The sequence below is a fragment of the Nocardia sp. GP40 genome (genome assembly GCF_050434125.1).
Lineage (GTDB): Bacteria > Actinomycetota > Actinomycetes > Mycobacteriales > Mycobacteriaceae > Nocardia > Nocardia albiluteola.
Genome location: NZ_JBNPVW010000002.1, coordinates 840041 through 864158 on the forward strand (window position 1 = coordinate 840041; position 24118 = coordinate 864158).

Here is a 24118-nt window from a genome sequence, read left to right on the forward strand (position 1 = left end):
ACTGAGCGCGAGCCTCGTACGACGGCCCGATACGCATCACGTCGAGCTGCTCCGCCAGGCCTCGCTCAGCGAAAGCCCACTGTCCTGTCTATAACCCCCCTCAGGCGGCGGTTTCGCCTTCTACGCCACCGGTCCGGGACCGGGACGCATACCGATGTGGGACCGGCTACTTAGGTATTCACGCTACTTCGAGACGGGACGAGGGAACCGTCGAGGAGGTGCGCTGGTCGTGGTGTGTTGTCTGTTGCTGGGGGGATTGATGCTCCTCGGGCCCGAGGTCCGGAACGTGTGGCGAACGGTTCGGGGCCGCAGTGCGTCCCGTCCCGTTCGTGCGGTGCTCGCCGAGGTCGGCGTCGCCCCGGAACTGGTTGTCTCCCGAGTCGCGGAGGCGTTATGAGCTCGGCGGTCGATACGAGCGCGGTAGTCGAGGGTAGCTCCGCGCCTCGCCTGCGAGGACCGCTGGTCTCGCGGTGGTGGACGCGCACCGTGTCCGTGGTTGTGGTGGTGTGGGTGGTCGCGGCGGTAGCCCCCGCCGCGCTGGGGCTCTCGATCCCCTGGCGTGCCTTCGGCGCCGGACTGATCGTCCCCGGTGCCGGGCTGCTGGTCGCGATGCCTTCGCCGCACGATCACTTCGGCGCGGCGATGATCGCCGGGCATGCCGTACTCATTGCCGTGGAGATCTGCCTGGCCGGATTGGCGCTGCGCGGCCATCGGGCATTGGCGGCCGTGGGTGTTGTGGTCCTGTTGTCGCTGTTGGCCGTCGGTGTGTGGATCGCGCCCGCCGTTGTTGTCCTCGTCAGCCACGTCATGGCCTTCTTCGGGGTCCTGCTCGCCGCCGGCTGGGCGTACATGTTCCGGTCCATCGCGCGTTCGGACTATGTAACCCTGCCCGCGATCGTGGTCGTGTCCGCGGCGGTCGGCGCCGGGCTCGCCGGGTACCACGGCGACATGGCCGGTGGTGACATGGCCGGCTCACTGTCCTGGTTCGGCTGGGCCGCACTGCTGATCGCGCTCGGCGGCACCGCCGCGGGCATGATCCGCGAACTGGTCCGGCACAAGGCCGCCCAGCGCGTCGGCGCCGAGCGCGCACAGTTCCTCCGGGAACGGCAGACCCCGGCACGCACCAACCCGGTGCCGCTGCGCCAGCCCGCCACCGCGCCGGTGGTGTCGGAGGCGACTCCGGATCAGCTCGCCCTGACCCGTCATCTGCTCAGCATTGCCATGCAGCCGCTGGAGGACTGGCACGGCTTCGACGACGAGGGCCCGGGGCCGCTGCAGCAGTACCGATACCAGCTCAACGCGCTGGGCTGGGCGCTGTCGATGTACAACTACGCGCACACCCCGGCTCTGGCCGGTCCGCTGCACACCGCGCAGCGCAACTTGATCGACCGTATGCAGGACACCAAGGTCTGGGGCTACTGGTACTGGGAAAACCTGTTGGGCAACTGGGACATCCGGCGTCGCAGCGACCCGATCGACGTCCCGCAGAACATCATGTTCACCGGATACCTCAACCTGCAGCTCGGCATGTTCGAACAGGCCACCGGCGACCTGCGCTACCGCGACCCGGCCGCGCTCGAGTTCCGGTGGTCGCGGGATCGCTCGGTCGCCTACGGCCGCGACGCGATCAACGACATCGTCCTGCGCAACTTCGGCGGTGAGCTGTGCCTGTGGCCGTGCGAGCCGGTCCCGGTCGGCCGCTCGCGCACCCGGGGGCTGGTCTTCCCCTACTGCAACGCGGTCAGCGCGGCCGGCCTGGCCATCTCGGACGCGCTGTACGGCACCGGGCACGCCGCCGAGCTGGCGCCGCGCCTACGCCATGCCCTCGAGACCGAATTCACCGCCGCGGACGGCGATATCGTCACCTTCCTCGTCTCCGGCCTGGGACTGACCGCCCGGGCCTTCCGCGGACCGACCACGACGGCGGGCATCTCGGCGTTCCTGGTCACGCTGCTACCCGAACTCGGTTGGCGCGCCTGGGAAATCCTGCGCCGGGACTGGCTGGAAACCGGCCGCTACCTCGAATCCGGTTCGGCCGGTAAGGAATCCCCGACCGCCGAGGACTGGGGCTCGCGCTCGGCGACCAACGCGGAATCGCTCGCCGCAGCGATGCTGCTGGCCAACGAATTCGGCGATCAGGACTGGCACGCGGAGCTGTGGCGCGCGGCGGTCGATCAGCTGGGCTTCGTCGAATCCGCGGACCGGCCCGGCGTCCGGGATTTCCGGGCTGCCTCGGTGCACGCGAACGGCATGCTCGGGATGGGCGGGCTTGGACGCCCGTTCGCGTTCTCCGACATGATGTCCGCCCCGCGCCCCCGGTCCTGGGACCTGGGCCCGCGGATCGTCGAGGTGCCGTATCCGGACGTGATGGTCGCCCGTGCCGTCACCGACGGCACGGGTCTGGACGCCGTCCTGCGGCCGGGCCTGCAGCCCGGGCGATTCGGGCTCGTGCTGGACGGGCTGCAGCCCGGGCGGACCTATGTCGCGCACGGCGCCCACGAACCCTCGATCCGCGCCGACGATCACGGCGCCGCCCGCATCGTCGTCGACCTGCACGACCGGACTGTGATCGAATTGAGGCCGGTGTGACCGAGCGCAGCGAGGGCACCATGACACAGCCAGCCCCGGGCACGGCGGAGCCGAGCGCCAGCGAGGTGGAGCCGTGACAGATTCGCCGATCGCCAGTGCTGGCCAGCGAGTGGCGCTGTACTCGTCCGAGTTCGCCGCCGATCCGCACGCCAGCTATCGCCGGATGCGGGAGACCTACGGCTCGCTCGTGCCGGTGGAGCTGTCCCCGGGCGTGCCCGCGACGCTGGTCATCGGCTACCGGGCGGCCGTGCGCATCACATGCACGACCCCGATCACTTCCCGGCCGATACGCGCCGGTGGCAGCAGAGCATTCCCGACGAGTGCCCGGTGAAGCCCCTGATGGAGTGGCGTCCCAACGCCATTCGCAGCGCCGGCGCCGAGCACACGCGCTACCGGCGCGCCAACGTCGCCGCCATCGAGGCCGTCGACCTGTAGGGCACGACGCGCGTGGCTTCGGGCCCGCGTGGGGTGTGGGCGGCGGTGAACACCACCGTCTGCCCGTCCACCAGGGTCTTGAACCCGCAGACCTCGATCACCTGGTGGTCGACGAACACTGCGGGGCCGGTGTCGGGGGTCAGGAACCCGAAGCCCTTCTCGGTGTTGAACCAGGCGACCTGCCCGTGTTGCCAGCGCGCCGGTTCTTCCTGCTCGCGGGTGCGTGGGTGGTGCCGTGTGGTCGCGGTGCGGGCCGACCCGCCCGGGGTGCTGTGGTGGTCAGTGGGCGGGGCCGTAGTCGGAGTCGTCGTCGCGGTCGTCATCGAGGTCCAGTGGGGTGATCCAGGCTTGGTCGATACGGTCGGTGAGGTCGGCGGGGTCGATCACCGCGCGCACTGCTTCGGGCGGCGGGCGCAGCACGGTGGTGTCCAGGCCGATGTGGCGGTCGTCCTCGCGGACGAGGATGTTCTGTTGGGCGCGGTCGAAGTCGCTGCCTGCCGGGGTGGCGGGCCAGGTGCTCATCACGATGAGTCCCCTTCCTTAAGTCGGAAAGGCCGGGTGAGCCCGGAAGTCCTGGGCGCTGACCGGGCTCACCCGTCGGCGGATGGATTGTGAACGTGAGGTTGTCGTGGTGCTCCCGCGCGGGACGCGGCTCGTGCCTGCCTGCAGATGCCACCCACAGTGGCTGTGCACGCGCTGGACGTGGTGTCCGGCGGCTGGTGCCGGTGTGCAGGTCCTTGCCGGCCGGGCCGCCGTCCCGATCGCGCGGAAGCGCTTGGTGTTCGAGAACGGTTCGTGTGGTTTGCGTTGTTGACGGGCATCACCTCGCTCTCACTGCTCATCGGGTACCGAGACCGGCCGCCGCGCCCTTGAGGGGTGGGGCGCGCTGGCGGGCCGGCTCGGCGCCCGGTCGGCGGCCGCGGAGCCGGGTGGCCCGCTGCCGCCGGCGCTGGCCGGGCCGTGGCCGGCGCATGTGAGGCTCGCGCGGTGGCAGGGGCCACCACCGGGCCCGGGCCTCACACAGCACCTGGTCGACCTCGGCGAACAACGCCTCGAGATCCGGATCGAGTTCCAGCAACCGGGCCTCGGGCCACGACAGCTCCGCGACGGTCTCGGCCGGTGAGAGACCGATCGCGTACATCCTCGCGGGTGCCATCACAGGATCCTGCCGTGATGCCGCGCGGGTCAGGCGTTGATCGCCTGGCGTTCGTCGTGGCGGGTGATCTCGATCTTGCGGGGTTTGGCTTTCTCCGCGACCGGGATCACCAGGCGCAGTACCCCGTCGCGGTATTCGGCGCGGATGGCGTCGGTGTCGAGGTTCTCTCCCAGGAATAGCTGGCGGGAGAACACTCCGCGGGTGCGTTCCGCGGCGATCATGCTCCGGCCCTGATCCAGTTCCGGCCGCGAGGCCTTCACGGTCACCACGTTGCGCTCGATATCCAGATCGAGGGATTCGGGGTCGATGCCGGGCAGGTCGAGTTCGGCGAAGAACTCATCGCCCTCGCGCCAGGCGTCCATCGGCATGACCGCCGGGCGGGCCGGGGTGCCGAACACCTGCTGGGTCAAACGATCCAGATCCCGGAAGGGGTCGGTGCGCATCAACATGGTCGCCACCTCCACTCACTCCAATCTCGATGTCGGTTCAGATAACCTCTGTCATTTGACTTAGATTTGTTTTAGCACTCTAGCTAGGTGAGTGCAAGCATCGTGGCAAGGTAATCTGGAGGCAGCGAGAGAGGAACACACATGTTGCCTGATCGGAACAACCACCCGCCCGGGTCTGGGCGCGGTCACCGGCCCGGGCCGGGCCAGGCGGTGTACGGGATCTCGGTGGCCGCTGAGCTGTCCGGGATGGGAACGCATTCGCTGCGCCTGTACGAGCAGCACGGGCTGCTCACCCCCGCGCGCAGTACCGGGGGGACCCGCCGCTACAGCGATGACGACGTGGCACGCCTCGCGCGCATCGCCATCCTGGCCGGGCAAGGGGTCAACCTCGCCGCGATCGCGCGCATCCTGGACCTCGAAGACGCCAACACCGAACTGCGCGACACCAACGCCGCACTCACCGCCGAACGCGACCAGCTCCGCGACCACCGCGATCGGTCATGACCGGCACCTCCGCTCCCGCGCGGCCAGACACCACCGGTGTCGGAACGTCCGAACAGATCCGCTCGGTCCTCGACGACATCGCCCGAGACCTCCAGACCTTGCGCCAGATCGAAAGAATCCAGCAGCAGCACCAGGTCACGCTCGCCTCGACCGAGGTCGTGGCCGCCCACCTGCGCGCCGGGATCGAAGCGCTGCAGGCGATTTGCAGCACGTAACACGACCTCACCAATGAGCCGCGTTCCGGCACCGGGAACAGCTGCTACACCATATCCGCCCGATCCTCGGCAGCATTCCCGGCTGACCTGCGGCGGTGTCAGAACAGGGTGTCGCGCAACGGGCGTGCGGAGAAGAAGGGGTCAGAACAGCACGCCCTGTTGCCCGCCCGGCTTGAGGTAGCGCCATTCGATGCGGGTGATCTCGCTGCCCGGGGTGCAACCTCCAGGTGCGGGAGCTGACCTTGTTCGACATAGCGGCCCGCTGACGAACGCCACCCGGCGCTACCCCGCGGACACCCGGACCGCGAGCCCGGTGCGGCTTTGGGCGAGCCCACCGGATCCGGTGCCGCTCTGCGCGAAGGGACACATTCAGCGGCGCCGGGTGCGCATTCCAGCATGCGCAACTGCGGCGATCATCCACTGCCCTTTCGGGCTCGAGGGGCCGAACGGCCTGAATCGGACGCGAGCGGGATCAAAGAACGGTCAGAGCTTGCTCAGAGCCACCAGCGGAACTCCCCTCCGCCCCCCGATAGCGGGAATCGCCGCAGGACTGAGGGTCAGGGACGAGGCTTCTGCCCGCTTTTAGGCTGGATCGGTTGATCGCACACGTACCACTTCCGGCACGAGAAGGGGCTATACGTTGATTCACAAAATCGCGACCGCCGCCGCGGTCGGCATACTGTCCGTCTTCCTGTCCGCAGGCGTGGCCACCGCCCAGGTGTTGGACCCGGGATCGGGAGAAGGGCGAGTGGGGAAGCAAACCGCTCCGGAGTCCGGCAAGACCTTGGCCCAAGCCGAGAAGCCTGCACCGATGAGCGCGACCGTTGATGATCGCACCGGCAAGGCCCGTGACGAACGGCACGACACAGGCAGGTTGCTCAGTGGTGCCACGGGCACCGACTACAGGAATCGGGCTGGTGCTGTCGAACCCGTGCAGATCTTCGACCCGCAGAGTTCTGATGATGGCGGCAGCGCGGGTGGTGCCGACAACGAGGACAAGGGTGAAGGCAAGGGCAAAGGTAAGGGCAAGGGCAAAGGTAAGGGGGGCAAGGGCAAGGACAGAGACGAGAACTCGGGCGAACACTGAATAAGTAGCATCCATCTGCTGGTCGGAGTCCGGTCCTGTTGGATGCGGTTACCACCGCGCAGGCCTTCTGCTGCCGGGTGCGGTTCGTGCCCGAGTGGCACGAGAGCTGGGCGCGCTGGGTTTTCGATGCTGTCGCCGGGACCGGGCTCGGCCTGGCCATGATCGGCAACGGGCTGCGCCTGGGTGGCCACCTGCACCAGCTGCACCCCGCGGCGGCGGTACTCGTGACCGGCATACCCAAGGCCTGTCTGCTGCTGTCCGTCGCCATGGCCGCGGCCTTCACCCAGGCGAAGGCGCCCGGATTGCCGGCGCTGCCGCCGGGCATACCGGTGCCCGGGAACGCGCCCGCGTCGACGGTCACTCCGCCGGCCGAATCCGAACCGTCCGTGAACAGCTGACCCCGCGCCGAACGTGGCGGCTCGTCGAACCGGCGAGCCGCCCTGTCGTTTTGGGGTAGACGCCAGCGCCACAGTCCCGAACCTGACGACGCGCGGCCATCTGGGTTCCTGCCTGCCACTTTCCTGACACCTGTCCGGCAAGTTCTAGAGCTGCCACCTCCACCGGCGAACAGGTCCGTAGCGGTGAGCAAGGGGGTACCGGTTTCCGCCCAGCCTTTCCGCGCGGGGGTGTGCACGGTGACTCGTCGGCCGGTAGTGGCAAGCTTTTCCCCATGGCTGATGCCGATTTGCTCCGCGATCTTCGAGACCGTGTCGGAGATCGAGCACGAACCCCTGGCGGGGTTGCTGAGGAAGTGCCTCATGCTCGGTGCCGTTACCGGGTCCGACGACTTGAGGTTGTGGGCTTCGCGGAAACTCAAGGGCTACGGAGACAACGACCCGCTGCCGGCGTATCGAATGTTGGCGGCACCGCTCTATGTCGAGGTCAGCGCGGGCCCTTATAGGGAAACCAAGCAGCTCAGCCGATTCTCTGTTCCCGCTGACCTGCGTGAGTACGTACCCGAAAAGCTGTGCATCACCGATCCTGTCGAGAAGCTGGCGGTTATGGCGGGCTCCAGCGACGAACCCATCACGATGGGGTTGTCGGGGTTTCCGATCCTCGCCGCCGAGTGGACCAAGCTGTTGGAGTGGCCAACGGCCGTGCGGCGCATCTACTTCCAGGTATTGACGCCTACATTGGTGGGGTTGCTCGGAACCGTGCGTACCGCTCTCCTGGAAATGGTGATGGACATGACGAAGGATCTGCCTCTCGACGAGCTGCCCTCCCGCGGGCAAGCTGATGCTGCCGTTCAGGTGCACGTCAACGGTGGCACGAGCGACCAGTACCACATGCACGTCGGCAACAACTCCGGCATCGTCGGCCAAGGGCCTGGGTTGGTCCAAACCCAGCACAACATCAACAGTTGCGCGGGAGCTCGGATGATGGACACGCGGTCAGCTGATGGTCGGCAGCGTTGAGAACGGTGCCAGGAGCAGGTCGGTCAGGCGCGCTGCTGCGTGCTGGTCGCCGTCGAGGTGTAGATCGCCGGAACCGACCGCGTCGGCCAGGGTGCGTCGGCCGGCGCACACGGCCCGCAAGGTGTCGATGTCGATGGTGAGCGTTGCGTCGGGTCGCTCCGCGCGCCCGCGGCCGACCTGAACGGAGCCGTCGGTGACTTCGGCAACGTAGGTGTCGGCGCCGACGCGGAACTCGTAGGTGCCGTGGAGTTCGTCGGCACGCGCTGGGTCGAAACCGGCCTTGATGCCGAGCAGCAGCGAGTCGAGGCCGAGTTCGCGATCGGGTGGGAGCGGAGCCCGGCTTCCCCACCGACCGAGCTGGAGCAGTACAGGTTCCAGTTCGCGCCCCCATTCGGTCAGCTCGTAGAGGTGGACGCGAGCCGGTGCCCCCAGGTCCCGACGGTGAACGACACCGTGGTCGACCAGGTCGCGCAACCGCTGGCTCAATACGTTCGGGCTCACACCGGGCAGGCTGGCGAGCAGGTCGTTGAAGCGCTTGGGGCCGAGCAGGAGCTCACGCACCACCAGCAGGGCCCACCGTTCACCGATGACATCGAGGCTGCGGGCCACACCGCACGGATCCCCATAGCTACGCCTGCCGTTCATGGCAACCAGAATAGCAGTCGATCCTAATTTAGGAATAATGCTTGTTTTTTAGGAGTAGCTCCGCCTAGTTTGGAGCCATGGGCTTCTTGAACAGCAAAGCGGCGAGCCTGCCGCAAGGTGACGTGCGACTGCTGGACACCTCCACGGCTCAGCGACTGCTCACCACATCCCTGGTGGCACGCCTGGCCTACAACGGCAAGGACGGGACACCCCGCGTGATCCCGGTCAACTTCCTTTGGACCGGCGACGAACTGGTCATCGGCGCCTTCGCCGGAACGTACAAGGTCCGGGACCTGCGGGCCCGTCCCGACGTCGCGATCTGCGTCGACACCACCGACAGCCCCCCTCAGGTGCTCATGCTGCGCGGGAAGGTGTCGCTGACCGAGGCTCCGGGCGTACTCCCGGAATACGCGACCATGCAGCGCCAGGTGATGGGCGACGAGGCCGGAACCGCTTACCTCGAGGCGATCGACAAGCCCGGCCTGCGGATGGTCCGGATCGGCCTGCGCCCGACCTGGGTCGGAGTCCTCGATTTCCAAGAGCGGTTCGCGCGCCGTACGCCCGAACCCGTCCTGGCCGCATTCGGCGCCGACCGGTAGAAGGACCGAGACACTGAAAAGCGATGGTGAACCGATGAACTCTCAGACCAGCCCGCCGCCGGCCCTTCCCGCCGTGGTCTCACCCGAGCAGTGGCAGGCTGCCCGGGACGAGCTCCTGGCGAAGGAAAAAGAGTTGACCCGCGCGCTGGACGCGTTGGCCGCCGAACGCCGCCGGCTGCCCATGGTCGGTTTCGACACCGACTACGTCTTCGAAGGACCTGACGGCAAAGCCGACCTGCTCGACATGTTCGAGCACCGCCGCCAGCTCATCGTCTACCACTTCATGTGGCCGGGCAGCCATCACTGCCTCGGCTGTTCGAGCTTCACCGACAACATCGGCCACCTGGCTCACCTGCACGCACGCGACACCACACTGGCCCTGGTTTCCCCCGGCCCGCTCACCGAGATCGAACCGTTCAAACAGCGCATGGGCTGGACCGTGCCCTGGTACTCCTCACAGCACACCGACTTCGACGCCGACTGCGGAACAGGCGGCGGATTCGGCCTGAGCGTCTTCCTGCGCGATCGTGACAGCGTCTACCGCACCTACTACACGACCGCACGCGGTGTCGACCGGCTCCGCATCGATTTCAACCTGCTCGACCTGACCCCCCTCGGCAGACAGGAAACCTGGGAGGACTCTCCCGATGGATGGCCGCAGACCTCACCGTATTCATGGTGGCACCTCCACGACGAATACAACGCCTAGATGAATGATCCCAAGGTCGGGTGGGCTCGGCGTCGGTCAACCGTGGGGCAAACCCGATCGACGGTCGCCACGGCCGCAGATCCGGGCGGGCGGTCAACAGGTCGTCGGTAGTGACATACAGTGCCGTGGCGAGGGTGTCGATGTCATTGCTCACACCCTTGATCTACGGGCACCTTGCCCCGAATCACGCCGGACAGCGCGCAAAACCCTTGCCCGGCAACATCTTCGATGTTCAGCCTGACTTCGCGATGCCGATTTCCGTAAACAACCACCACAACCCGAGGCAATGAACATGCGCATGCACCCCAACTTTTACACCGTTGACCATCAGGGTCCCAAATGGCTGAGCATCATGGCCAAGCCACGCGGCGGAGAGTGGCTCGAAGACGAGATGACGCTCTGAAGGCCTCCGGCGTCGACCACTTGGTCTGCGCGCTCACCGTCGCTGAACTCTACGAGTGCGACCACGGAGCCGAAGCGCGCACAGCACGCTAGGCGGGCCTGCAGTTCGTTTCCATCCCGATCGTCGACCGCGGCGTCCCCGACCGGGCCAGCGTGCTGCCGACCCTCCAGCACCTCGCGGCGGCACTGAACGACGGCGCACACGTCCTCACCCACTGCCGCTTCGGCATCGGCCGCGCATCGCTGCTGGCCGCCGCGCTCCTCGTCATCAGCGGCACCGACCCCGACACGGCATGGAATCGACTCGAGCAAGCTCGCGGGCTGACCGTCCCCGACACCCCCGAGCAACGCGAATGGACCAACGAACTTCCCCGACGGCTGCTGTCCTGACTAGCGGCCGGAGCTCCCACCACACCCCTTGGAATCATCCATCTAGTGGTTGGGGGCTGGTCAAGCCGTTGCCGTTGTCGTTCGCGCGCAGTCCGGAACTCCATCCGGCCAGATCGGTCACCTTCACCTCTTGAAGGTTCACCGACCGGCCGGCCGGTTGCGTCCGGCGCGGCTGATTCGGAGATATCTGCGACCTTGCGTGCCGGTCCGTTGAGGTGTTCCGCGGTCTGTTCCGGTGGACCCCCGTCATGCGGAACGGTCTCGCATCTGATGCGAGGACCGGGGATCGCCCCGAGCGGAAGGCGTGCCTCTGACCAGGCTCATGTACCAGGTGGCACGATCCTTACCGCCACCCTGCATTCAGGATGTACCTCTAATCTGTTGCAGTCCAACGGATTACGGCATATCCACCCGATTTCCGGCGAAAGCTACCGGCACCCCGCGTAGCTGTTGAACCGGCAAACGTTCGTGGTGAACGCACTAGCTCGTAGCGATCCGAGGGATCACAGCCCCAGGGAACGCACCAGGTCCACCATCTCAGCGTGGTAGAGCTTTGCGGGATCGTGGGATTGCGGGCCGAGATGACCGTAGATCTCCAGTGCGATCAGCCCGTGCATGCGACCCCAGGCCCGCAACGCCAGCGCCACGGCGGAGGGCGGCAGTTCGGGAAAATCGGCCTGAACGTGAGCGGCCAGGTCGGCGTCGAAATCGGACCAGGTGACGGCGGGGTCGTCCTGTAGCGCGGCTGCGTGGGGCCAGGCCGCGGCTACCAGGCCGACCAGTCCGGTACAGGCTCGCGCCCCGGCCTCAGCCGCCGGACCGCGCGGCGGTGGCTGATATCCGGGGACCGGATCGCCGTAGATGAGCCGGAAGCCTTCGGGATTCGCCAGCGCCCAGCGGCGCACCGCTTCGCCCCAGGCCACCACGCGGCCGGCCGCATCGTCCGCCGGAACTTGGTCGCGTGCGGTCTCCACCGCATCCACCAGCCTGCCGTACACATCGCCGATGAGCATGGTGATCAGGTCGTCGCGGGTCGCGTAGTAGCCGTAGATGGCACCGGCGGTCATGCCCATGTCACGGGCGATGGCGCGCAACGAGATTGCGTCCGGACCACCCTCGGCCAAAAGCCGCAGCGCGATCGCCTTGATGTCCTCGGCGGTCTGCGCCCGTAGGCGCTCCCGGCGACGCTGTACGACTTCGGCCACGGTTGACACTTTACCCCGTGCGGCTAGTATCTGCAGTGCTGTTACTGAACAGCGTGTAGTAAATGCACGCAGTGTAGTCGGAGGAGTATCGTGAACATCGGAATCTTCGGCGCGACCGGGGTGATAGGCAGCGAGACGGTGCGCGAGGCCGAACGACGTGGACATCGGGTCACCGCGTTCGCTCGCGACGCAGCCCGTTTCCCCGCCGACCGCGGCCAGGTCGACTGGCAGGTCGCCGACTGGCTGGACACCGACAGCATCGCCGCGGCCATCGCTGGACTCGATGTGGTGATCAGCGCTGTCAACGCCGGATACGGCGTCCCCGACACCATTGCCCATGCGGGCAACTTCGTCACCGGGGCCAAGGCGATGATCGCCGCGATGAACCGGCACCCGTCGGTGCGAGTGATCACGGTCGGCGGAGCGGGCAGTCTGGAGATCTCGCCGGGACAGCAGATCGTCGACGGCGGAGCGGAATTCGAGCGGAGCCTGATCGAGGACCTCGAAGTACCCGTCGAGTATGGGGCAGTGGTGCGGGCGTTGCGGGACGCGCTCAACCTCTACCGGCAGTCCAACCGCAATTGGACCTACCTCAGCCCGTCGGCGCTGCGAATCGGTCCAGGCGGCGAGCGGACCGGTCGTTTCCGGATCGGCGGAGACCAAATCCTGCTACGCCCGGACGGCACCAGCCATATCTCCGCACCCGACCTCGCCATCGCTCTGCTCGACGAGGTCGAGCAGCCGCGATTCGTTCAGCGCCGTTTCACCGTCGGCTACTGAGACACCGCTACTGAGAAACAAGGAGTACGAATGGATCTGGGACTCAACGGACGTACCGCGATCGTCACCGGCGCGAGCCGGGGCATCGGGCTGGCCATCGTGGCGAGGTTGATCGCGGAAGGCGTTCGAGTGATCGGGGCCGCCCGCACCGTCACCGAAGAGTTGCGGGAGACCGGTGCGGCGGCGGTCGCCGTCGACCTCGGAACTCCCGCAGGTGCGGCCGAGCTCGTCAGTCAGGCTCTCGAAACGCTCGGCGGCGTCGACATCCTCGTCAACAACGTCGGGGGCGCGGAGTTCAATGCGATCAACGGTTTCCTCGACATCGATGACGAAACCTGGCGGCGGACCCTCGATGTGAATCTCTTCAGCGCGATCCGGGTCACCAGAGCCGCGCTGCCGAGCCTGATCGAACGCCACGGGACGGTGATCAACATGTCATCGATCGTCGGCCGTGCCCCCGGTGCGGCGGTCGCCGACTACGGCGTCGCCAAGGCCGCGCTCACCGCGCTGAGCAAGGCACTCGCCGAACAATTCGGGCCGCAAGGCGTCCGAGTCAACACCATCTCCCCCGGCCCGGTGCGCACCGCATTCTGGGAATCGCCGGACGGACCCGGCGGAAAAATGGCCGCTGCCAACGGGATCGGAATCGAGGATTTCCTTCCCCAGCTACCCGCCGCAGTCGGCATGACCACCGGCAGGCTGATCGAGGCCGACGAAATTGCCTCCCAGGTCGCCTTCCTGGTCTCCGACCACGCCCGCAGCATCCTCGGCACCGACCTGTACATCGACGGAGGTGCACTGAAAACCATCTGAAGCCACGGATTTCCGTGACTTTTCGCGAAATTGGGGTGCCGACGTCAGCCAGGCCCAGAGAACGGGCTGCCAGGCAGCGCATTTCGGATCGCGAATTCGCCTCGCCAGCTGCCCGAGACGCCGCGCGGCTGCTCGACGAGTGCGTCCGGGAGTGCGTGCCGGAGCCGGTCGGCGACTGGCGGGCAGCGGATCTCGAGCTACCCGCTGCCGTCGACTTCGCCCGGGGCGTAGAACTTTTCGTCGTCCAGAAGGATCCGGCGGCGGTCGCGGTGCTCGAGCGCGCCCGCGAGAAGTTCGATGGTCTCGGGAACGTCTCGGGCGCGATTCCCAGCGCACAGTTCGCGGCGCTCGCGGCCGCGCTGCTGGGACCGCCCGAACAGGCGCGCGAGCTCACCCGGCGATATCTGGAACGTACCGCCGCCGTGGGTGTTTAGTGGACCCGGCACTGGGCCGAGCTGACCTGGTCGATCGTGCTCACCCGGCTCGACCGCGTGGACGAGGCCCTGGACCTGCAGCGCGCGGTGCTGGAGAACGTCGTGGCCACCCGGGAACAGTGGGCTGCCCTGTGGGCCCTGCACTTCCGGGCCTGGGCGCTGGCGCGGATGATCGCGGCGAGCGGTGCGGCCGCTGGTGCGGCGGGGCCGCGCAGCCTGACCTCGGCCGCCGAGATCGCCCTGATCGCCGGCGGCACCCGGACGTTGCGCGCCGTGCTCGGCGTCGACCTCACCCGGCTCGGAGCCTTCTGCGACATCGCCGAGGAGGCGGTCGAGGTGGCGAGCGAGGTACTCGGCCGGGATGCTTTCGATGCCACCGAAAGATACGGGGCGGCACTGCAACCGGAGGCTCAGGAGGTGCATCGGCTGGCTCTGGGCGCCGCGACGATCGATACCGCGCGGGTGCTGACGCGGGAACGGCGCGCCGGGGGGCGGGAGTGGTACGCCCTCACCGGCGCCGAACGGGAAATCTCGAGGCTGGTCGCGGCCGGGTACACCAATTCGGTCATCGCGGCCCGGCGCGGCACGTCGCGCCGGACGGTCGATGCGCAGATGAGCGCCATCCTGCAGAAGCTCCGGATCACCTCGCGCACCCGGATCGCCGACTTCATCCCCGGAGAGTAGGCGGCCCCGCGTCTCAGACGCCTTCGTATCGAATGGATTCCGCCGGGGTGCCGGTCTGGATGAGGCGATCGACCGTCGCCCGCGTCATGCCAGGGGAGCCGCACACCAGCACCTGGTGGTTGGGCAGCGGGCCCATGTCCCCGACGACGTCGGCCAGCGTGCCCTCCAGCATCTCGTCGACGTCGAATCCCACATCGACGCGGCAGCTGTCGTACCAGGGGTCCGGCCAGTCCGGATCGACCGAGCTCTCCACCACGGGAACCACCGTGAGCCAGGGCAATTCGCCGGTCAGCAGGTACAGCATGTCCGAGGCGTAGAGGTCGCGGGGGAAGCGCCCGCCGATGAACAGGTGGGTGCGCGGCGGCTCGGGGCGGCGTGAGATGTCCAGCAGCAGCGACCGCAGCGGGGCCAGCCCGGTCCCGCCCGCCAGCATCACCACATCGGTGGCGCCCTCGTCGACCGATAGCCAGCCCTCCGGCTCGGTGATCACCCATTCGTCGCCGGGCTGAGTGTCCGCGACGATCGTGCCGCTGCACCACCCGCCCGGGACGGCCCGCACGTGGAATTCCAGCTTGCCGTCCAGCGAGGGGGGCAGCGCGGGCGAGAGTCGCCGGCGCACGCCCGGATGCTGGGGAATCTGTACCTGCACCGACTGGCCCGCGGCGAAGGGTATGTACTCCCCGATCAGCCGGATCACCGCGAGGTCGTGCCGGAGGCGGTGATGGCCCACCACCGTCGCCAGCGATTCGGTGGGCCTGCCCAGGTGGATTTCGCCGGTCTCATCGGGCCCGAGGGTCATGCACCATCCCTAACGATCGAAAAGCCTTGTGCCGCACTACGAAATATAGAGCCGGATTACACCGGATCCGTGCTGATGGCCCATTCGGGCGTGCCGACCGCGAGCAGGGCGCGGGTGGTGTCGGCGATCATGCGCGACGACCCGGCGATCTGGATCTGGCGATCGGCCCACGAACCGAAGCTGGCCACCACCGCACCCAGGTTACCGATCAGCCTGCGGTGCATGCCGAACGGCGGATCGGCCGGCGGATGCGGGTGCCACCACGGGTTGGAGGCGTTCTCGCACACCGGAACCACCGTCAACCACGGATTGCTCAGCGACAGCTGCCACATGTTGTCCACGTCGTACAGGTCGCACGGGTAGCGGCCGCCGATGAAGAAGTGCACCCGCGGATTCTCCCCGCGCCGCCCCATCTCGATGAGCTGGGCGCGCAGCGGCGCGATGCCGGTGCCCGAGCCGATCATCAGCACGTCGCTGTCGCTGTCGCGGTCCACATGCAGCGCGCCCAGCGGCCCGGCGATCTGCCAGACGTCCCCGACCTCGGTCTCGGTGACGATGGCGGGGCTGACCCAGCCGGTGCGGACCTTGCGCACATGAAATTCGATCTCGCCGTACGGATTCGTCGGAATCGACGGGGACAGGTACCGCCACATCCGGGGCCGCTGCGGAATCGACACCGGTACGTACTGCCCGGCCTGGTAGGGAATCGGGGTATCGGACTGCAGCCGCACGATCGCCAGGTCGTCCAGGACGCGGCGGTGGCCGACCACCGTCGCCTCCCAGTACGGCCGCGAGGTGTCGGAATTCGCGCCGATCGCCATGGATGCGGAGATCAAGATGCTGATATCGCGCCAGCCCTCCTCCAGGCCGCGGGACCAGTCGCCCGCGTGGTGGTAGGTGCGCAGGGCCGCGAGCAGGGCACGCCCGGCGACGTCGTAGTGCGCCGCCTCCACCCCGTACTTGCGGTGATCGCGGGCGAGCTGCTCGAGGAAGTGCTGGGCGCGATCCCAGTCCTCGAGGTGGTCCAGCACGTACTGCACGGCGGTCAGTACCCGCTTGGCCTGCATCTCCATGGCGGGTGGGAAGAGTTCGCGCAGCCCGGGCTCCTCGGCGAACATATGCCCGTAGAACGCGCCGATCAGCCGTTCCGGGCCCGTCGGTGATTCGATGATCGACCGGAAATCGGCGCGGACCAGCGCAGCCGAACGCGCATCCACGACTCCAGCATCCCTTCTGCTCCAGACCTCTGCGGACCACCGGTTGCCGGGGCCTGCGATCCAGTATCCCCGATGAATCCGTGGTCGCACGGTTATCACCTGGTGATGAGGAGATGACGCTACCGCCGCGGTCGCGGCCGAATCCTCGCGGCGGGTGGGCACGACGGGTTAGCGTGGGACGAGCGCGGCGTGAGCCGGAGAAAAATTTCAAACTTGAGCGGAACAGACTCAACTTCTACTGCGTTGAACAGATCGTGGGCGGCCGAGTGGGCCGCCCGCGCAGCAGACGACAAGTAGGAAGGTGAATGTGGACTCGTTCAATCCCACCACCAAGACCCAGGCGGCCCTGACTGCCGCCCTGCAGGCCGCGTCGGCCGCGGGCAATCCGGAGATTCGTCCGGCGCACTTGCTGGTGGCGTTGCTGGATCAGACCGACGGCATCGCCGCCCCCTTGCTGAAGGCTGTCGCGGTCGACCCGGCAGCGGTGCGACGCGAGGCCCAGGACATCGTCGAGCGCCTGCCCCGGGCCTCCGGCGCGACGACCACCCCGCAGCTGGGCCGCGAGGCCCTGGCCGCGATCACCGCCGCCCAGCAGCTGGCCACCGAGCTCGGCGACGAATACGTCTCCACCGAGCACCTCATGGTCGGCCTGGCCCGCGGCGATTCCGATGTCTCGCAACTGCTTCTGAAGTACGGCGCGACCGCGGACGCGCTGCGCGAGGCGTTCACCGCGGTGCGCGGCAACGCCCGCGTCACCTCCGCCGATCCGGAGGGCAGCTACCAGGCGCTGGAGAAGTACTCCACCGATCTGACCGCCGCCGCTCGCGACGGCAAGCTCGACCCGGTCATCGGGCGTGATACCGAGATCCGGCGGGTTGTACAAGTCCTGAGCCGCCGCACCAAGAACAACCCGGTGCTGATCGGCGAGCCCGGCGTGGGCAAGACCGCGATCGTCGAGGGCCTGGCCCAACGCATCATCGCCGGCGACGTGCCGGAATCGTTGCGCGGCAAGCGATTGGTCTCGCTCGATCTGGGCGCGATGGTCGCGGGCGCGAAGTACCGCGGCGAGTTCGAGGAGCGGCTCAAGGCCGTGCTCGAGGAGATCAAGCAGAGCGCCGGGCAGATCATCACCTTCATCGACGAGTTGCACACCATCGTCGGCGCCGGGGCCACCGGCGAATCGGCCATGGACGCGGGCAACATGATCAAGCCCATGCTCGCCCGCGGCGAGCTGCGGCTGGTCGGCGCGACCACCCTCGACGAGTACCGCCAGCACATCGAGAAGGATCCCGCCCTCGAGCGCAGGTTCCAGCAGGTGCTGGTCGGCGAGCCGTCGGTGGAGGACACCATCGGGATCCTGCGCGGGCTCAAGGAGCGGTACGAGGTGCACCACGGCGTGCGCATCACCGACTCCGCGCTGGTCGCCGCGGCCACGCTGTCCGACCGCTACATCACCTCCCGGTTCCTGCCGGACAAGGCGATCGACCTGGTCGACGAGTCGGCCTCGCGCCTGCGCATGGAGATCGACTCGCGCCCCGTCGAAATCGACGAGGTCGAGCGCGCGGTGCGCCGGCTCGAGATCGAGGAGGTCGCGCTCGCCAAGGAGACCGACGAGGCCTCCAAGCAGCGCCTGGAGAAGTTGCGCTCCGAACTGGCCGACGATCGCGAGAAGCTCAACCAGCTGATGGCCCGCTGGCAGAACGAGAAGCAGGCCATCGACGGGGTGCGTGTCATCAAGGAAGAGCTCGAGACGCTTAAGGGCGAGTCCGAGCGCGCCGAGCGTGACGGCGATCTGGGCAAGGCGGCCGAGCTGCGGTACGGCCGCATCCCCCAGCTGGAGAAGCAACTCGCCGAGGCCGAGCGGAAGGCGGGCACGGCCGCCGACGGCGAGGTGATGCTCAAGGAGGAGGTCGGCCCGGACGATATCGCCGAGGTGGTGTCGGCATGGACCGGAATTCCGGTCGGGCGGATGCTCGAGGGCGAGACCCAGAAGCTGCTGCGCATGGAGGAGGAACTCGGCAGTCGCGTTGTCGGGCAGGCCGATCCGGTGCGCGCGGTGTCCGACGCGGTGCGGCGGGCGCGGGCGGGCGTGGCCGATCCGAACCGTCCCACCGGCTCGTTCATGTTCGTCGGTCCGACCGGCGTCGGCAAGACCGAGCTGGCAAAGGCGTTGGCGGACTTCCTGTTCGACGACGAGCGCGCCATGATCCGCATCGACATGAGCGAGTACTCCGAGAAGCATTCGGTGGCCCGCCTGGTCGGTGCGCCGCCCGGATACGTCGGCTACGACCAGGGCGGTCAGCTGACCGAGGCGGTGCGGCGGCGGCCGTACACGGTGGTCCTCTTCGACGAGATCGAGAAGGCGCACCCGGATGTGTTCGACATCCTGCTGCAGGTGCTCGACGAGGGCCGTCTGACCGACAGCCAGGGCCGCACGGTCGATTTCCGCAACGCCATCCTCATCCTGACCTCGAACCTGGGTGCGGGTGGCGACAAGGACTTCGTGATGAGCGCGGTGCGCGCCGCGTTCAAGCCGGAGTTCCTCAACCGCCTCGACGACGTGGTCATGTTCCACGCCCTGAACGAGGAGGAGCTCGAGGAGATCGTCGACATCCAGCTGAACCAGCTGGGCAAGCGCCTCGCGCAGCGTCGGCTCAAGCTCGACGTGAGCGATTCTGCCCGCTTCTGGCTGGCCGTGCGCGGGTACGACCCCGCCTACGGCGCGCGCCCGTTGCGCCGGCTGATCCAGCAGTCGATCGGCGATTCGCTGGCCAAGGAGCTGCTGGCCGGTGAGGTCACCGACGGCGATGTGGTGAAGGTCAACGTCTCCCCGGACGGCGACGGGCTCATCGTCGGGCGATGAGAATCCCGGCGCGGATGCCCCGTGCCCGGCGGCACTGCCGCCGGGCATGCCGTGCATTCGTCGAGGTTCCCTCATCCGACCCGGATCTCGACCTACGCTGGTCGGTATGACGAATCCGAGTGATCCGTGGGGGCAGCGACCGGATTCGCCCGAGACGCCGACCGAGCACATCGGGGGGCCGGGGGCGGCCGAGGGCGCGCACGCCGGGGAGCATTCGGAGGCGCCCCCGCCCCCTCCGGCCGAGTTCTATCCGTACAACGAACCGGTGCCCGGGCCGAACGCGACGCGGCAGCTGCCGCCCTATCAGAGTCAGTGGGGCGTCTACGACACTCCCGGCGCCTACGACACGCAATGGGGCGGGCCGACCGAGACGCAGTACGCGCAGGGCGGACCGGCCGGACCCACCGAGTACCACCCGACCGTGCAGCACGGCCCCGGGTACGGCCCGACCGCCGAATACGGCCCGGACGACGTCCCGACCGAATACGTTCCGGGCGCGGTTCCCGTATACGTTCCGGGCGCGGGGCCCGCCGGGCCGCGGGGGCGCAGCCGGGCCGGAACATGGGTCCTGCTGAGCCTGGGCATCTTCGGGGTGGTCGTGCTCGGCGCGGCCGCGCTGGGTTTCTTCCTGGCCGGTCACGATTCGTCGTCCTCCTCGGCCCCGGCCGCGCTCAACACCAGCCGGCCCCCGACGGCCCAGTTCCCGGTCTTCCCGCAGACCCCGGGCAGCGTCGCACCCTCGCTGCCGGGGCTGCCCGGCAACGACAATCTCGGCGCCACGATGGGCACTGTCGCCACCAACGACGGTTCCACGCTGACCATCGACTCCCTCTCCGGCTCGACGATCACGGTGCACACCGATGCCAAGACCCAGGTCATCACGCTGGGCTCGGGCACCCTGGCCGATTTGCACGCCGGTGACATGGTCGTGGTGCAGGGCAACAAGAATCCGGACGGCACCATCCTGGCCAAGATGATCATCGGCACCGTGGTGCCCGCTTCGACCACGCAGGTGCCGTACCCGACGAGGTGATCGCGACACCATCGCGCCGCTGACACGCCTGGCGGACACACCGTGTCGCGCGTGTGGCAACTAGACTTGGCGGCGATGACGGCAATCTGGTTCGCGCTCGCAGCGGTCGCACTCGTCGGTGCGATCGTGCTGTTGTATTTCGATCGGCTCCAGCGGCAGCGGACCGGTCACGTGCGGCAGGTCTGGGCGAAAGCCCAGGGCTATACCTACGTTTCGGTCGAGCCCGCGCTGGCGGCCACCTGGCGCCGTGGGGCGATGGCCAAGCTCGGGTACCTGTCCGCGGTCGATGTGGTCTCCGGTAATCGCAAGGGCGAGAAGTTCGTGCTGTTCGACCTGGAGGACGCCGCGACGCTGGTCGCGGTCCGCCGCCAGATCGGCTCGGACATCGACATCGACCTGCGCCTCAAGACCGCCGCCCCGCCCAAGGATGCCGATCTGGAGCTGCTCGGCGCGATCGGCGATCGGGTGGTGTTCGCGACCAACCCGGACATCGCGCGGCACGCCGTCGACCAGCGCATGGTGGCGTTCATCGAGACCCTGCCCAGCAGCGTCCAGCAGCTGTGGAGTGAGGGCAACTGGACCCTGGGCGTGCTGCCGGTGGGTATGTCGTCGCGGGACTGGGAGACCGCGGTCGATGCCGTGCTGCGGCTCTCGGGGCTGCTGCACGTGTTGCCGCCGGTGGCCGGTGGCACCGAGCGGGGCGTGCGTCCGGCGGAATCCGAGTCGCACGATCCGGGCCGTCCCCGGCCGCGTCCCCGCGACGACGACCACGACGATCTCCCGGCCGGCCACGGCTACGACGCCCCCACCCGCGACGATCGCGGGTACGAGGACGAGCGCGAACGCCCCTATCCGCCTTCGCGATTCGCGGAGTTCGACACCGAGCCCCCGGTGCCGCACCCCGACGACGACGAGGACGACTACGCGCCGCTGGTCAAGGACATCGCCGGCGAATCGGAGCCGCCGCGCCGCCCCGCGCTGGCCGTCGTGCCCGATCCGCGCAGCCGGGTGCGCCGCAACTGGCCGCCTGCGCAGGAGTCCTGGCCGGAGGAGCAGGAGTCCTGGTCGGAGGAGCAGGAGCAGGATTCGCATCGCGAGGCCGAGCCCGAGCAGGAGTGGCACGAGGAGGAACCGGCCGATCAGCCGGGCGGTCCCTTCCATCCTGGGTTCCGCCCGTATCAGGGTCCCGCCTCCCGATGACCGCGTCCGCTGCCCGCCTGCCCGGCGCCATCCGGCCCGTCGCGATGGTCACCGGGCCCACGTCCGGGATCGGGCACGGCTATGCGGTGCGCCTGGCCTCCCTCGGCTACGACCTGGTGCTGGTGGCCCGCGACGAGCGGCGCCTGACCGCCCTGTCCGACGAGCTGAGCCGGCGTTTCGACACCCATTCGGAGGTGCTGCGCGCCGATCTCGCCGAGTCCGCCGACCGCGACCGCGTCGCGGCCCGGCTGTCCGAGGGCGTCGAATTCCTGGTCAACAACGCGGGTTTCGGCCTGTCCGGGGAGTTCTGGACGATCGACCCCGCGCGCCTGCAGTCCCAGCTGGACGTCAACGTCACCGCGGTGCTGCAGCTCACCCGGGCCGCGCTGCCGTCCATGGTCGCCGCGGCGAAGGGCTCGATCGTGAATGTGGCCAGCGTGGCCGGCCTGGTTCCGGGGAGGGGATCGACGTATTCGGCATCGAAGGCCTACGTCGTATCCTTGTGCGAGGGATTGTCGGGCGGCCTGGCCGGGACGGGTGTCCGGGTGCAGGCGCTGTGCCCCGGATTCGTGCACACCGAGTTCCACGATCGGGCCGGCATCGAGATGTCATCGCTACCGAAACGCATGTGGCTGAATGTCGATCAGGTGGTTGCGGGTTCGCTGCGCGATCTGGACGCGGACAGGGTGGTCAGCGTGCCCGGGGCGCAGTACAAGGTGCTCACCACGGTGGCCGGGATGATCCCGCGATCCCTGCAGGTCCGGATCAATCGGGCGCTGTTCGACGCACGCGGCAGGACTTAGAAAGGACACGGCAGAGAAGATGATCGAATCCACCACCGATCGAGACAGATTGGCGGAACTGGTGCGGGAGCTGGCCGTCGTGCACGGCCGGGTCACGTTGTCGTCCGGCAAGGAGGCCGACTACTACGTTGACCTGCGCCGCGCCACCCTGCAGCACGAGGCCGCGCCGCTGATCGGGAAGCTGCTGCGGGAGCTGGTGTCGGACTGGGACTTCACCGCGGTCGGCGGGCTCACCATGGGTGCGGACCCGGTGGCGGCGGCCGTGATGCACGCGCCCGGCCGTCCGCTGGACGCGTTCGTGGTGCGCAAGGCCGCCAAGACGCACGGCATGCAGCGCCAGATCGAGGGGCCGGACATCGTCGGCAAGCGCGTGCTGGTGGTCGAGGACACCACGACGACCGGGAATTCGCCGCTGACCGCGGTGCGCGCGCTGCGTGAGGCCGGCGCGATCGTCGCGGGCGTGGCGACGGTGGTGGACCGGGAGACCGGGGCCGACCAGATCATCGCGGCGGAGGGGCTGGAATACCGCTCGATTCTGGGGCTGAAGGATCTCGCGCTGGGGTGACCCGGCGGCTCGGCTAGCCTGAAATCTTCCTGTCCGACGACGTGCGCGAAGGGTCGAGTGAGCCGCTTGTGGTGAGTATCGCAGTGAACAGGGGCCGCCGGAACGTCGCGATGCTCGGCATCGGCGCCTACCGGCCCACCCGCATCGTCAGCAACGACGAAGTGTGCGAGGTGCTGCACTCCTCCCCGGAATGGATCTACGAGCGCACCGGGATTCGCAATCGGCGCTGGATCAGCGGCGACGAGACGCTGCGGACGCTGGCGTCCGCGGCGGGCGAGCGCGCGATCGTCAACAGCGGGGTCGACCGGTCGCGGATCGGCGCGCTGGTGCTCGCGAGCTCGAGCTGGCTGAAGCTGACCCCGCACGGTGCGCCGTCGATCGCCTACGACCTGGGCATGAACGGTATTCCGGCATTCGACCTCGCCTCGGGCTGCGGCGGTTTCGGCTACGCGCTCGGGGTGTCCGCGGATCTGATCAGGTCCGGCTCGGCGGAGTATGTACTCGTGATCGGGGCCGAGACGATGACCGTCGGCCTGGATCCGACCGATCGCGGCACCGCGATGATCTTCGGCGACGGCGCCGGCGCCGTGGTGGTGGGGCCCGCCGAGGAGAACGGCATCTCGCCGACGGTCTGGGGCAGCGACGGCGAGAACGCCGAGGCGATCGCGCAGAACGTCGACTTCCTCGCGTACATGGACAGGGCGCAGGCGCTGCAGGGCACGGACCCCGAGCTCGAGCCGATCGGCCGGATGTCGCTGCGGATGGAGGGACAGCGGGTGTTCCGCTGGGCGGCGGTCACGCTGCCGCGGGCGCTGTCGTCCGCGCTCGAGGCGTCGGGCGTGGCCAAGGAGGACATCGATGTGTTCGTGCCGCATCAGGCCAATGCCCGCATCAACGAGCTGATGAGCAAGAATCTGGGCCTGGCCGACGACATCCCGATGGCCAACGACATCGAGAACACCGGCAACACCTCCGCCGCGTCGATCCCGCTGGCGATCGAGGAGATGCTGGTGACCGGCAAGGCCAAGGGCGGACAGCTGGCACTGCTGCTCGGCTTCGGCGCCGGGCTCAGCTACGCGGGCCAGGTCGTCACGTTGCCGCCCAACCCGATCGAATCGAGTTTCTGA

Annotated in this window: 28 protein-coding genes and 1 pseudogene; 20 read left to right on the forward strand and 9 right to left on the reverse strand. The window is 68.2% G+C overall.

Annotation, left to right across the window (positions count from 1 at the left end; genetic code table 11):
- Positions 1 to 393: 393 nt before the first annotated feature.
- Together ABH933_RS08435 and ABH933_RS08440 are read left to right on the forward strand one after the other, a co-directional pair.
- Positions 394 to 2589 carry a hypothetical protein gene (locus ABH933_RS08435; RefSeq protein WP_429418896.1) on the forward strand — a complete coding sequence of 732 codons (2196 nt, stop codon included), beginning with the start codon at positions 394 to 396 and terminating at the stop codon, positions 2587 to 2589.
- 73 nt (positions 2590 to 2662) lie between these two features.
- On the forward strand, positions 2663 to 2920 hold the full coding sequence (locus ABH933_RS08440; RefSeq protein WP_429418898.1) for a hypothetical protein: 258 nt from the start codon (positions 2663 to 2665) through the stop codon (positions 2918 to 2920).
- 58 nt (positions 2921 to 2978) lie between these two features.
- Here the strand turns inward: ABH933_RS08440 and ABH933_RS08445 are convergent, their stop codons facing one another.
- From ABH933_RS08445 to ABH933_RS08460, 4 genes are all read right to left on the reverse strand, one after another.
- Complete coding sequence (locus ABH933_RS08445; protein ID WP_429418900.1) at positions 2979 to 3347, reverse strand: cold-shock protein; 369 nt, start codon at positions 3345 to 3347, stop codon at positions 2979 to 2981.
- Entirely contained in the window at positions 3304 to 3546 is a 243-nt protein-coding gene (locus ABH933_RS08450; RefSeq protein WP_429455017.1) for a hypothetical protein, read from the reverse strand. Before ABH933_RS08450 ends, ABH933_RS08445 begins: the two co-directional genes overlap by 44 nt.
- 316 nt (positions 3547 to 3862) lie before the next feature.
- Complete coding sequence (locus tag ABH933_RS08455; protein ID WP_429418904.1) at positions 3863 to 4180, reverse strand: hypothetical protein; 318 nt, start codon at positions 4178 to 4180, stop codon at positions 3863 to 3865.
- 29 nt (positions 4181 to 4209) lie between these two features.
- Entirely contained in the window at positions 4210 to 4629 is a 420-nt protein-coding gene (locus tag ABH933_RS08460; RefSeq protein ID WP_429418906.1) for an Hsp20/alpha crystallin family protein, read from the reverse strand.
- A 141-nt stretch (positions 4630 to 4770) separates the two neighbouring features.
- On the opposite strand from ABH933_RS08460, the gene ABH933_RS08465 reads away from it, so the two are divergent.
- From ABH933_RS08465 to ABH933_RS08485, 5 genes are all read left to right on the forward strand, one after another.
- Complete coding sequence (locus ABH933_RS08465; RefSeq protein ID WP_429418908.1) at positions 4771 to 5133, forward strand: MerR family transcriptional regulator; 363 nt, start codon at positions 4771 to 4773, stop codon at positions 5131 to 5133.
- Positions 5130 to 5348, forward strand: a complete 219-nt coding sequence (locus ABH933_RS08470) for a hypothetical protein (RefSeq protein ID WP_429418911.1) — start codon at positions 5130 to 5132, stop codon at positions 5346 to 5348. Before ABH933_RS08465 ends, ABH933_RS08470 begins: the two co-directional genes overlap by 4 nt.
- Before the next feature lie 640 nt (positions 5349 to 5988).
- Entirely contained in the window at positions 5989 to 6435 is a 447-nt protein-coding gene (locus tag ABH933_RS08475) for a hypothetical protein (RefSeq protein WP_429418913.1), read from the forward strand.
- Positions 6436 to 6473: 38 nt separating this feature from the next.
- Positions 6474 to 6833, forward strand: a complete 360-nt coding sequence (locus tag ABH933_RS08480; RefSeq protein ID WP_429418914.1) for a hypothetical protein — start codon at positions 6474 to 6476, stop codon at positions 6831 to 6833.
- Positions 6834 to 7016: 183 nt separating this feature from the next.
- Positions 7017 to 7850: a hypothetical protein gene (locus ABH933_RS08485; RefSeq protein ID WP_429418916.1), complete on the forward strand. Its 834-nt coding sequence runs from the start codon at positions 7017 to 7019 to the stop codon at positions 7848 to 7850.
- On the opposite strand, the gene ABH933_RS08490 is transcribed toward ABH933_RS08485, so the two are convergent.
- Positions 7827 to 8495, reverse strand: a complete 669-nt coding sequence (locus ABH933_RS08490) for a winged helix-turn-helix transcriptional regulator (protein ID WP_429418919.1) — start codon at positions 8493 to 8495, stop codon at positions 7827 to 7829. The two genes, ABH933_RS08485 and ABH933_RS08490, sit on opposite strands and share 24 nt — an antisense overlap.
- Positions 8496 to 8572: 77 nt before the next feature.
- Between ABH933_RS08490 and ABH933_RS08495 the strand changes: the two genes are divergently transcribed.
- Together ABH933_RS08495 and ABH933_RS08500 are read left to right on the forward strand one after the other, a co-directional pair.
- Positions 8573 to 9094, forward strand: coding sequence for a pyridoxamine 5'-phosphate oxidase family protein (locus ABH933_RS08495; protein ID WP_429418920.1), 522 nt, complete (start codon positions 8573 to 8575; stop codon positions 9092 to 9094).
- 34 nt (positions 9095 to 9128) lie between these two features.
- Positions 9129 to 9803 carry a DUF899 domain-containing protein gene (locus ABH933_RS08500; RefSeq protein ID WP_429418922.1) on the forward strand — a complete coding sequence of 225 codons (675 nt, stop codon included), beginning with the start codon at positions 9129 to 9131 and terminating at the stop codon, positions 9801 to 9803.
- Between the two features lie 25 nt (positions 9804 to 9828).
- On the opposite strand, the pseudogene ABH933_RS08505 reads toward ABH933_RS08500, so the two are convergent.
- A pseudogene (locus ABH933_RS08505) lies at positions 9829 to 9957 on the reverse strand (IS982 family transposase); the annotation flags it as partial.
- A 347-nt stretch (positions 9958 to 10304) separates the two neighbouring features.
- On the opposite strand from ABH933_RS08505, the gene ABH933_RS08510 reads away from it, so the two are divergent.
- Entirely contained in the window at positions 10305 to 10595 is a 291-nt protein-coding gene (locus tag ABH933_RS08510; protein WP_429419247.1) for a protein-tyrosine phosphatase family protein, read from the forward strand.
- Positions 10596 to 11098: 503 nt separating this feature from the next.
- Here the strand turns inward: ABH933_RS08510 and ABH933_RS08515 are convergent.
- Positions 11099 to 11800 carry a TetR/AcrR family transcriptional regulator gene (locus tag ABH933_RS08515; RefSeq protein WP_429418924.1) on the reverse strand — a complete coding sequence of 234 codons (702 nt, stop codon included), beginning with the start codon at positions 11798 to 11800 and terminating at the stop codon, positions 11099 to 11101.
- A 90-nt stretch (positions 11801 to 11890) separates the two neighbouring features.
- Between ABH933_RS08515 and ABH933_RS08520 the strand changes: the two genes are divergently transcribed.
- The 4 genes from ABH933_RS08520 to ABH933_RS08535 all read left to right on the forward strand — a co-directional run bounded on the left by ABH933_RS08520 (position 11891) and on the right by ABH933_RS08535 (position 14511).
- Entirely contained in the window at positions 11891 to 12580 is a 690-nt protein-coding gene (locus ABH933_RS08520; RefSeq protein ID WP_429418927.1) for an NAD(P)-dependent oxidoreductase, read from the forward strand.
- Positions 12581 to 12610: 30 nt separating this feature from the next.
- The gene (locus tag ABH933_RS08525) at positions 12611 to 13393 is read left to right on the forward strand and encodes an oxidoreductase (RefSeq protein WP_429418929.1); all 783 of its coding nucleotides are present in this window, start codon (positions 12611 to 12613) and stop codon (positions 13391 to 13393) included.
- A gap of 155 nt (positions 13394 to 13548) precedes the next feature.
- Positions 13549 to 13827, forward strand: a complete 279-nt coding sequence (locus ABH933_RS08530; RefSeq protein ID WP_429418931.1) for a hypothetical protein — start codon at positions 13549 to 13551, stop codon at positions 13825 to 13827.
- A gap of 36 nt (positions 13828 to 13863) precedes the next feature.
- Positions 13864 to 14511 carry a helix-turn-helix transcriptional regulator gene (locus tag ABH933_RS08535; RefSeq protein WP_429418933.1) on the forward strand — a complete coding sequence of 216 codons (648 nt, stop codon included), beginning with the start codon at positions 13864 to 13866 and terminating at the stop codon, positions 14509 to 14511.
- A 13-nt stretch (positions 14512 to 14524) separates the two neighbouring features.
- On the opposite strand, the gene ABH933_RS08540 is transcribed toward ABH933_RS08535, so the two are convergent.
- The gene (locus ABH933_RS08540; protein WP_429418935.1) at positions 14525 to 15310 is read right to left on the reverse strand and encodes an FAD-binding oxidoreductase; all 786 of its coding nucleotides are present in this window, start codon (positions 15308 to 15310) and stop codon (positions 14525 to 14527) included.
- Positions 15311 to 15366: 56 nt separating this feature from the next.
- A complete protein-coding gene (locus ABH933_RS08545; protein WP_215922217.1) occupies positions 15367 to 16527 on the reverse strand; it encodes a globin domain-containing protein in 1161 nt (386 codons plus the stop codon).
- A gap of 307 nt (positions 16528 to 16834) precedes the next feature.
- On the opposite strand from ABH933_RS08545, the gene clpB reads away from it, so the two are divergent.
- From clpB to ABH933_RS08575, 6 genes are all read left to right on the forward strand, one after another.
- Entirely contained in the window at positions 16835 to 19390 is a 2556-nt protein-coding gene (clpB, locus tag ABH933_RS08550; RefSeq protein ID WP_429418938.1) for an ATP-dependent chaperone ClpB, read from the forward strand.
- Positions 19391 to 19496: 106 nt separating this feature from the next.
- The gene (locus tag ABH933_RS08555) at positions 19497 to 20423 is read left to right on the forward strand and encodes a DUF5666 domain-containing protein (protein WP_429418940.1); all 927 of its coding nucleotides are present in this window, start codon (positions 19497 to 19499) and stop codon (positions 20421 to 20423) included.
- A gap of 75 nt (positions 20424 to 20498) precedes the next feature.
- Entirely contained in the window at positions 20499 to 21623 is a 1125-nt protein-coding gene (locus ABH933_RS08560; protein WP_429418942.1) for a hypothetical protein, read from the forward strand.
- Complete coding sequence (locus ABH933_RS08565) at positions 21620 to 22426, forward strand: SDR family NAD(P)-dependent oxidoreductase (RefSeq protein WP_429418944.1); 807 nt, start codon at positions 21620 to 21622, stop codon at positions 22424 to 22426. Before ABH933_RS08560 ends, ABH933_RS08565 begins: the two co-directional genes overlap by 4 nt.
- Positions 22427 to 22445: 19 nt before the next feature.
- Positions 22446 to 22991, forward strand: coding sequence for an orotate phosphoribosyltransferase (pyrE, locus tag ABH933_RS08570; protein ID WP_429418946.1), 546 nt, complete (start codon positions 22446 to 22448; stop codon positions 22989 to 22991).
- 68 nt (positions 22992 to 23059) lie between these two features.
- The gene (locus ABH933_RS08575; protein ID WP_429418948.1) at positions 23060 to 24118 is read left to right on the forward strand and encodes a beta-ketoacyl-ACP synthase III; all 1059 of its coding nucleotides are present in this window, start codon (positions 23060 to 23062) and stop codon (positions 24116 to 24118) included.

Excerpts from the sequence above, each read along its gene's own strand:
- ABH933_RS08470 (WP_429418911.1), top strand. The coding sequence starts at position 5,130 with ATGACCGGCACCTCCGCTCCCGCGCGGCCAGACACCACCGGTGTCGGA.
- ABH933_RS08435 (WP_429418896.1), top strand. The coding sequence starts at position 394 with ATGAGCTCGGCGGTCGATACGAGCGCGGTAGTCGAGGGTAGCTCCGCG.
- pyrE (WP_429418946.1), top strand. The coding sequence starts at position 22,446 with ATGATCGAATCCACCACCGATCGAGACAGATTGGCGGAACTGGTGCGG.
- ABH933_RS08490 (WP_429418919.1), bottom strand. The coding sequence starts at position 8,495 with ATGAACGGCAGGCGTAGCTATGGGGATCCGTGCGGTGTGGCCCGCAGC.
- ABH933_RS08445 (WP_429418900.1), bottom strand. The coding sequence starts at position 3,347 with ATGACGACCGCGACGACGACTCCGACTACGGCCCCGCCCACTGACCAC.
- ABH933_RS08460 (WP_429418906.1), bottom strand. The coding sequence starts at position 4,629 with ATGTTGATGCGCACCGACCCCTTCCGGGATCTGGATCGTTTGACCCAG.
- ABH933_RS08500 (WP_429418922.1), top strand. The coding sequence starts at position 9,129 with ATGAACTCTCAGACCAGCCCGCCGCCGGCCCTTCCCGCCGTGGTCTCA.
- ABH933_RS08465 (WP_429418908.1), top strand. The coding sequence starts at position 4,771 with ATGTTGCCTGATCGGAACAACCACCCGCCCGGGTCTGGGCGCGGTCAC.
- ABH933_RS08560 (WP_429418942.1), top strand. The coding sequence starts at position 20,499 with ATGACGGCAATCTGGTTCGCGCTCGCAGCGGTCGCACTCGTCGGTGCG.
- ABH933_RS08565 (WP_429418944.1), top strand. The coding sequence starts at position 21,620 with ATGACCGCGTCCGCTGCCCGCCTGCCCGGCGCCATCCGGCCCGTCGCG.
- ABH933_RS08540 (WP_429418935.1), bottom strand. The coding sequence starts at position 15,310 with ATGACCCTCGGGCCCGATGAGACCGGCGAAATCCACCTGGGCAGGCCC.
- ABH933_RS08450 (WP_429455017.1), bottom strand. The coding sequence starts at position 3,546 with ATGAGCACCTGGCCCGCCACCCCGGCAGGCAGCGACTTCGACCGCGCC.
- ABH933_RS08525 (WP_429418929.1), top strand. The coding sequence starts at position 12,611 with ATGGATCTGGGACTCAACGGACGTACCGCGATCGTCACCGGCGCGAGC.
- ABH933_RS08495 (WP_429418920.1), top strand. The coding sequence starts at position 8,573 with ATGGGCTTCTTGAACAGCAAAGCGGCGAGCCTGCCGCAAGGTGACGTG.
- ABH933_RS08455 (WP_429418904.1), bottom strand. The coding sequence starts at position 4,180 with ATGGCACCCGCGAGGATGTACGCGATCGGTCTCTCACCGGCCGAGACC.
- ABH933_RS08555 (WP_429418940.1), top strand. The coding sequence starts at position 19,497 with ATGACGAATCCGAGTGATCCGTGGGGGCAGCGACCGGATTCGCCCGAG.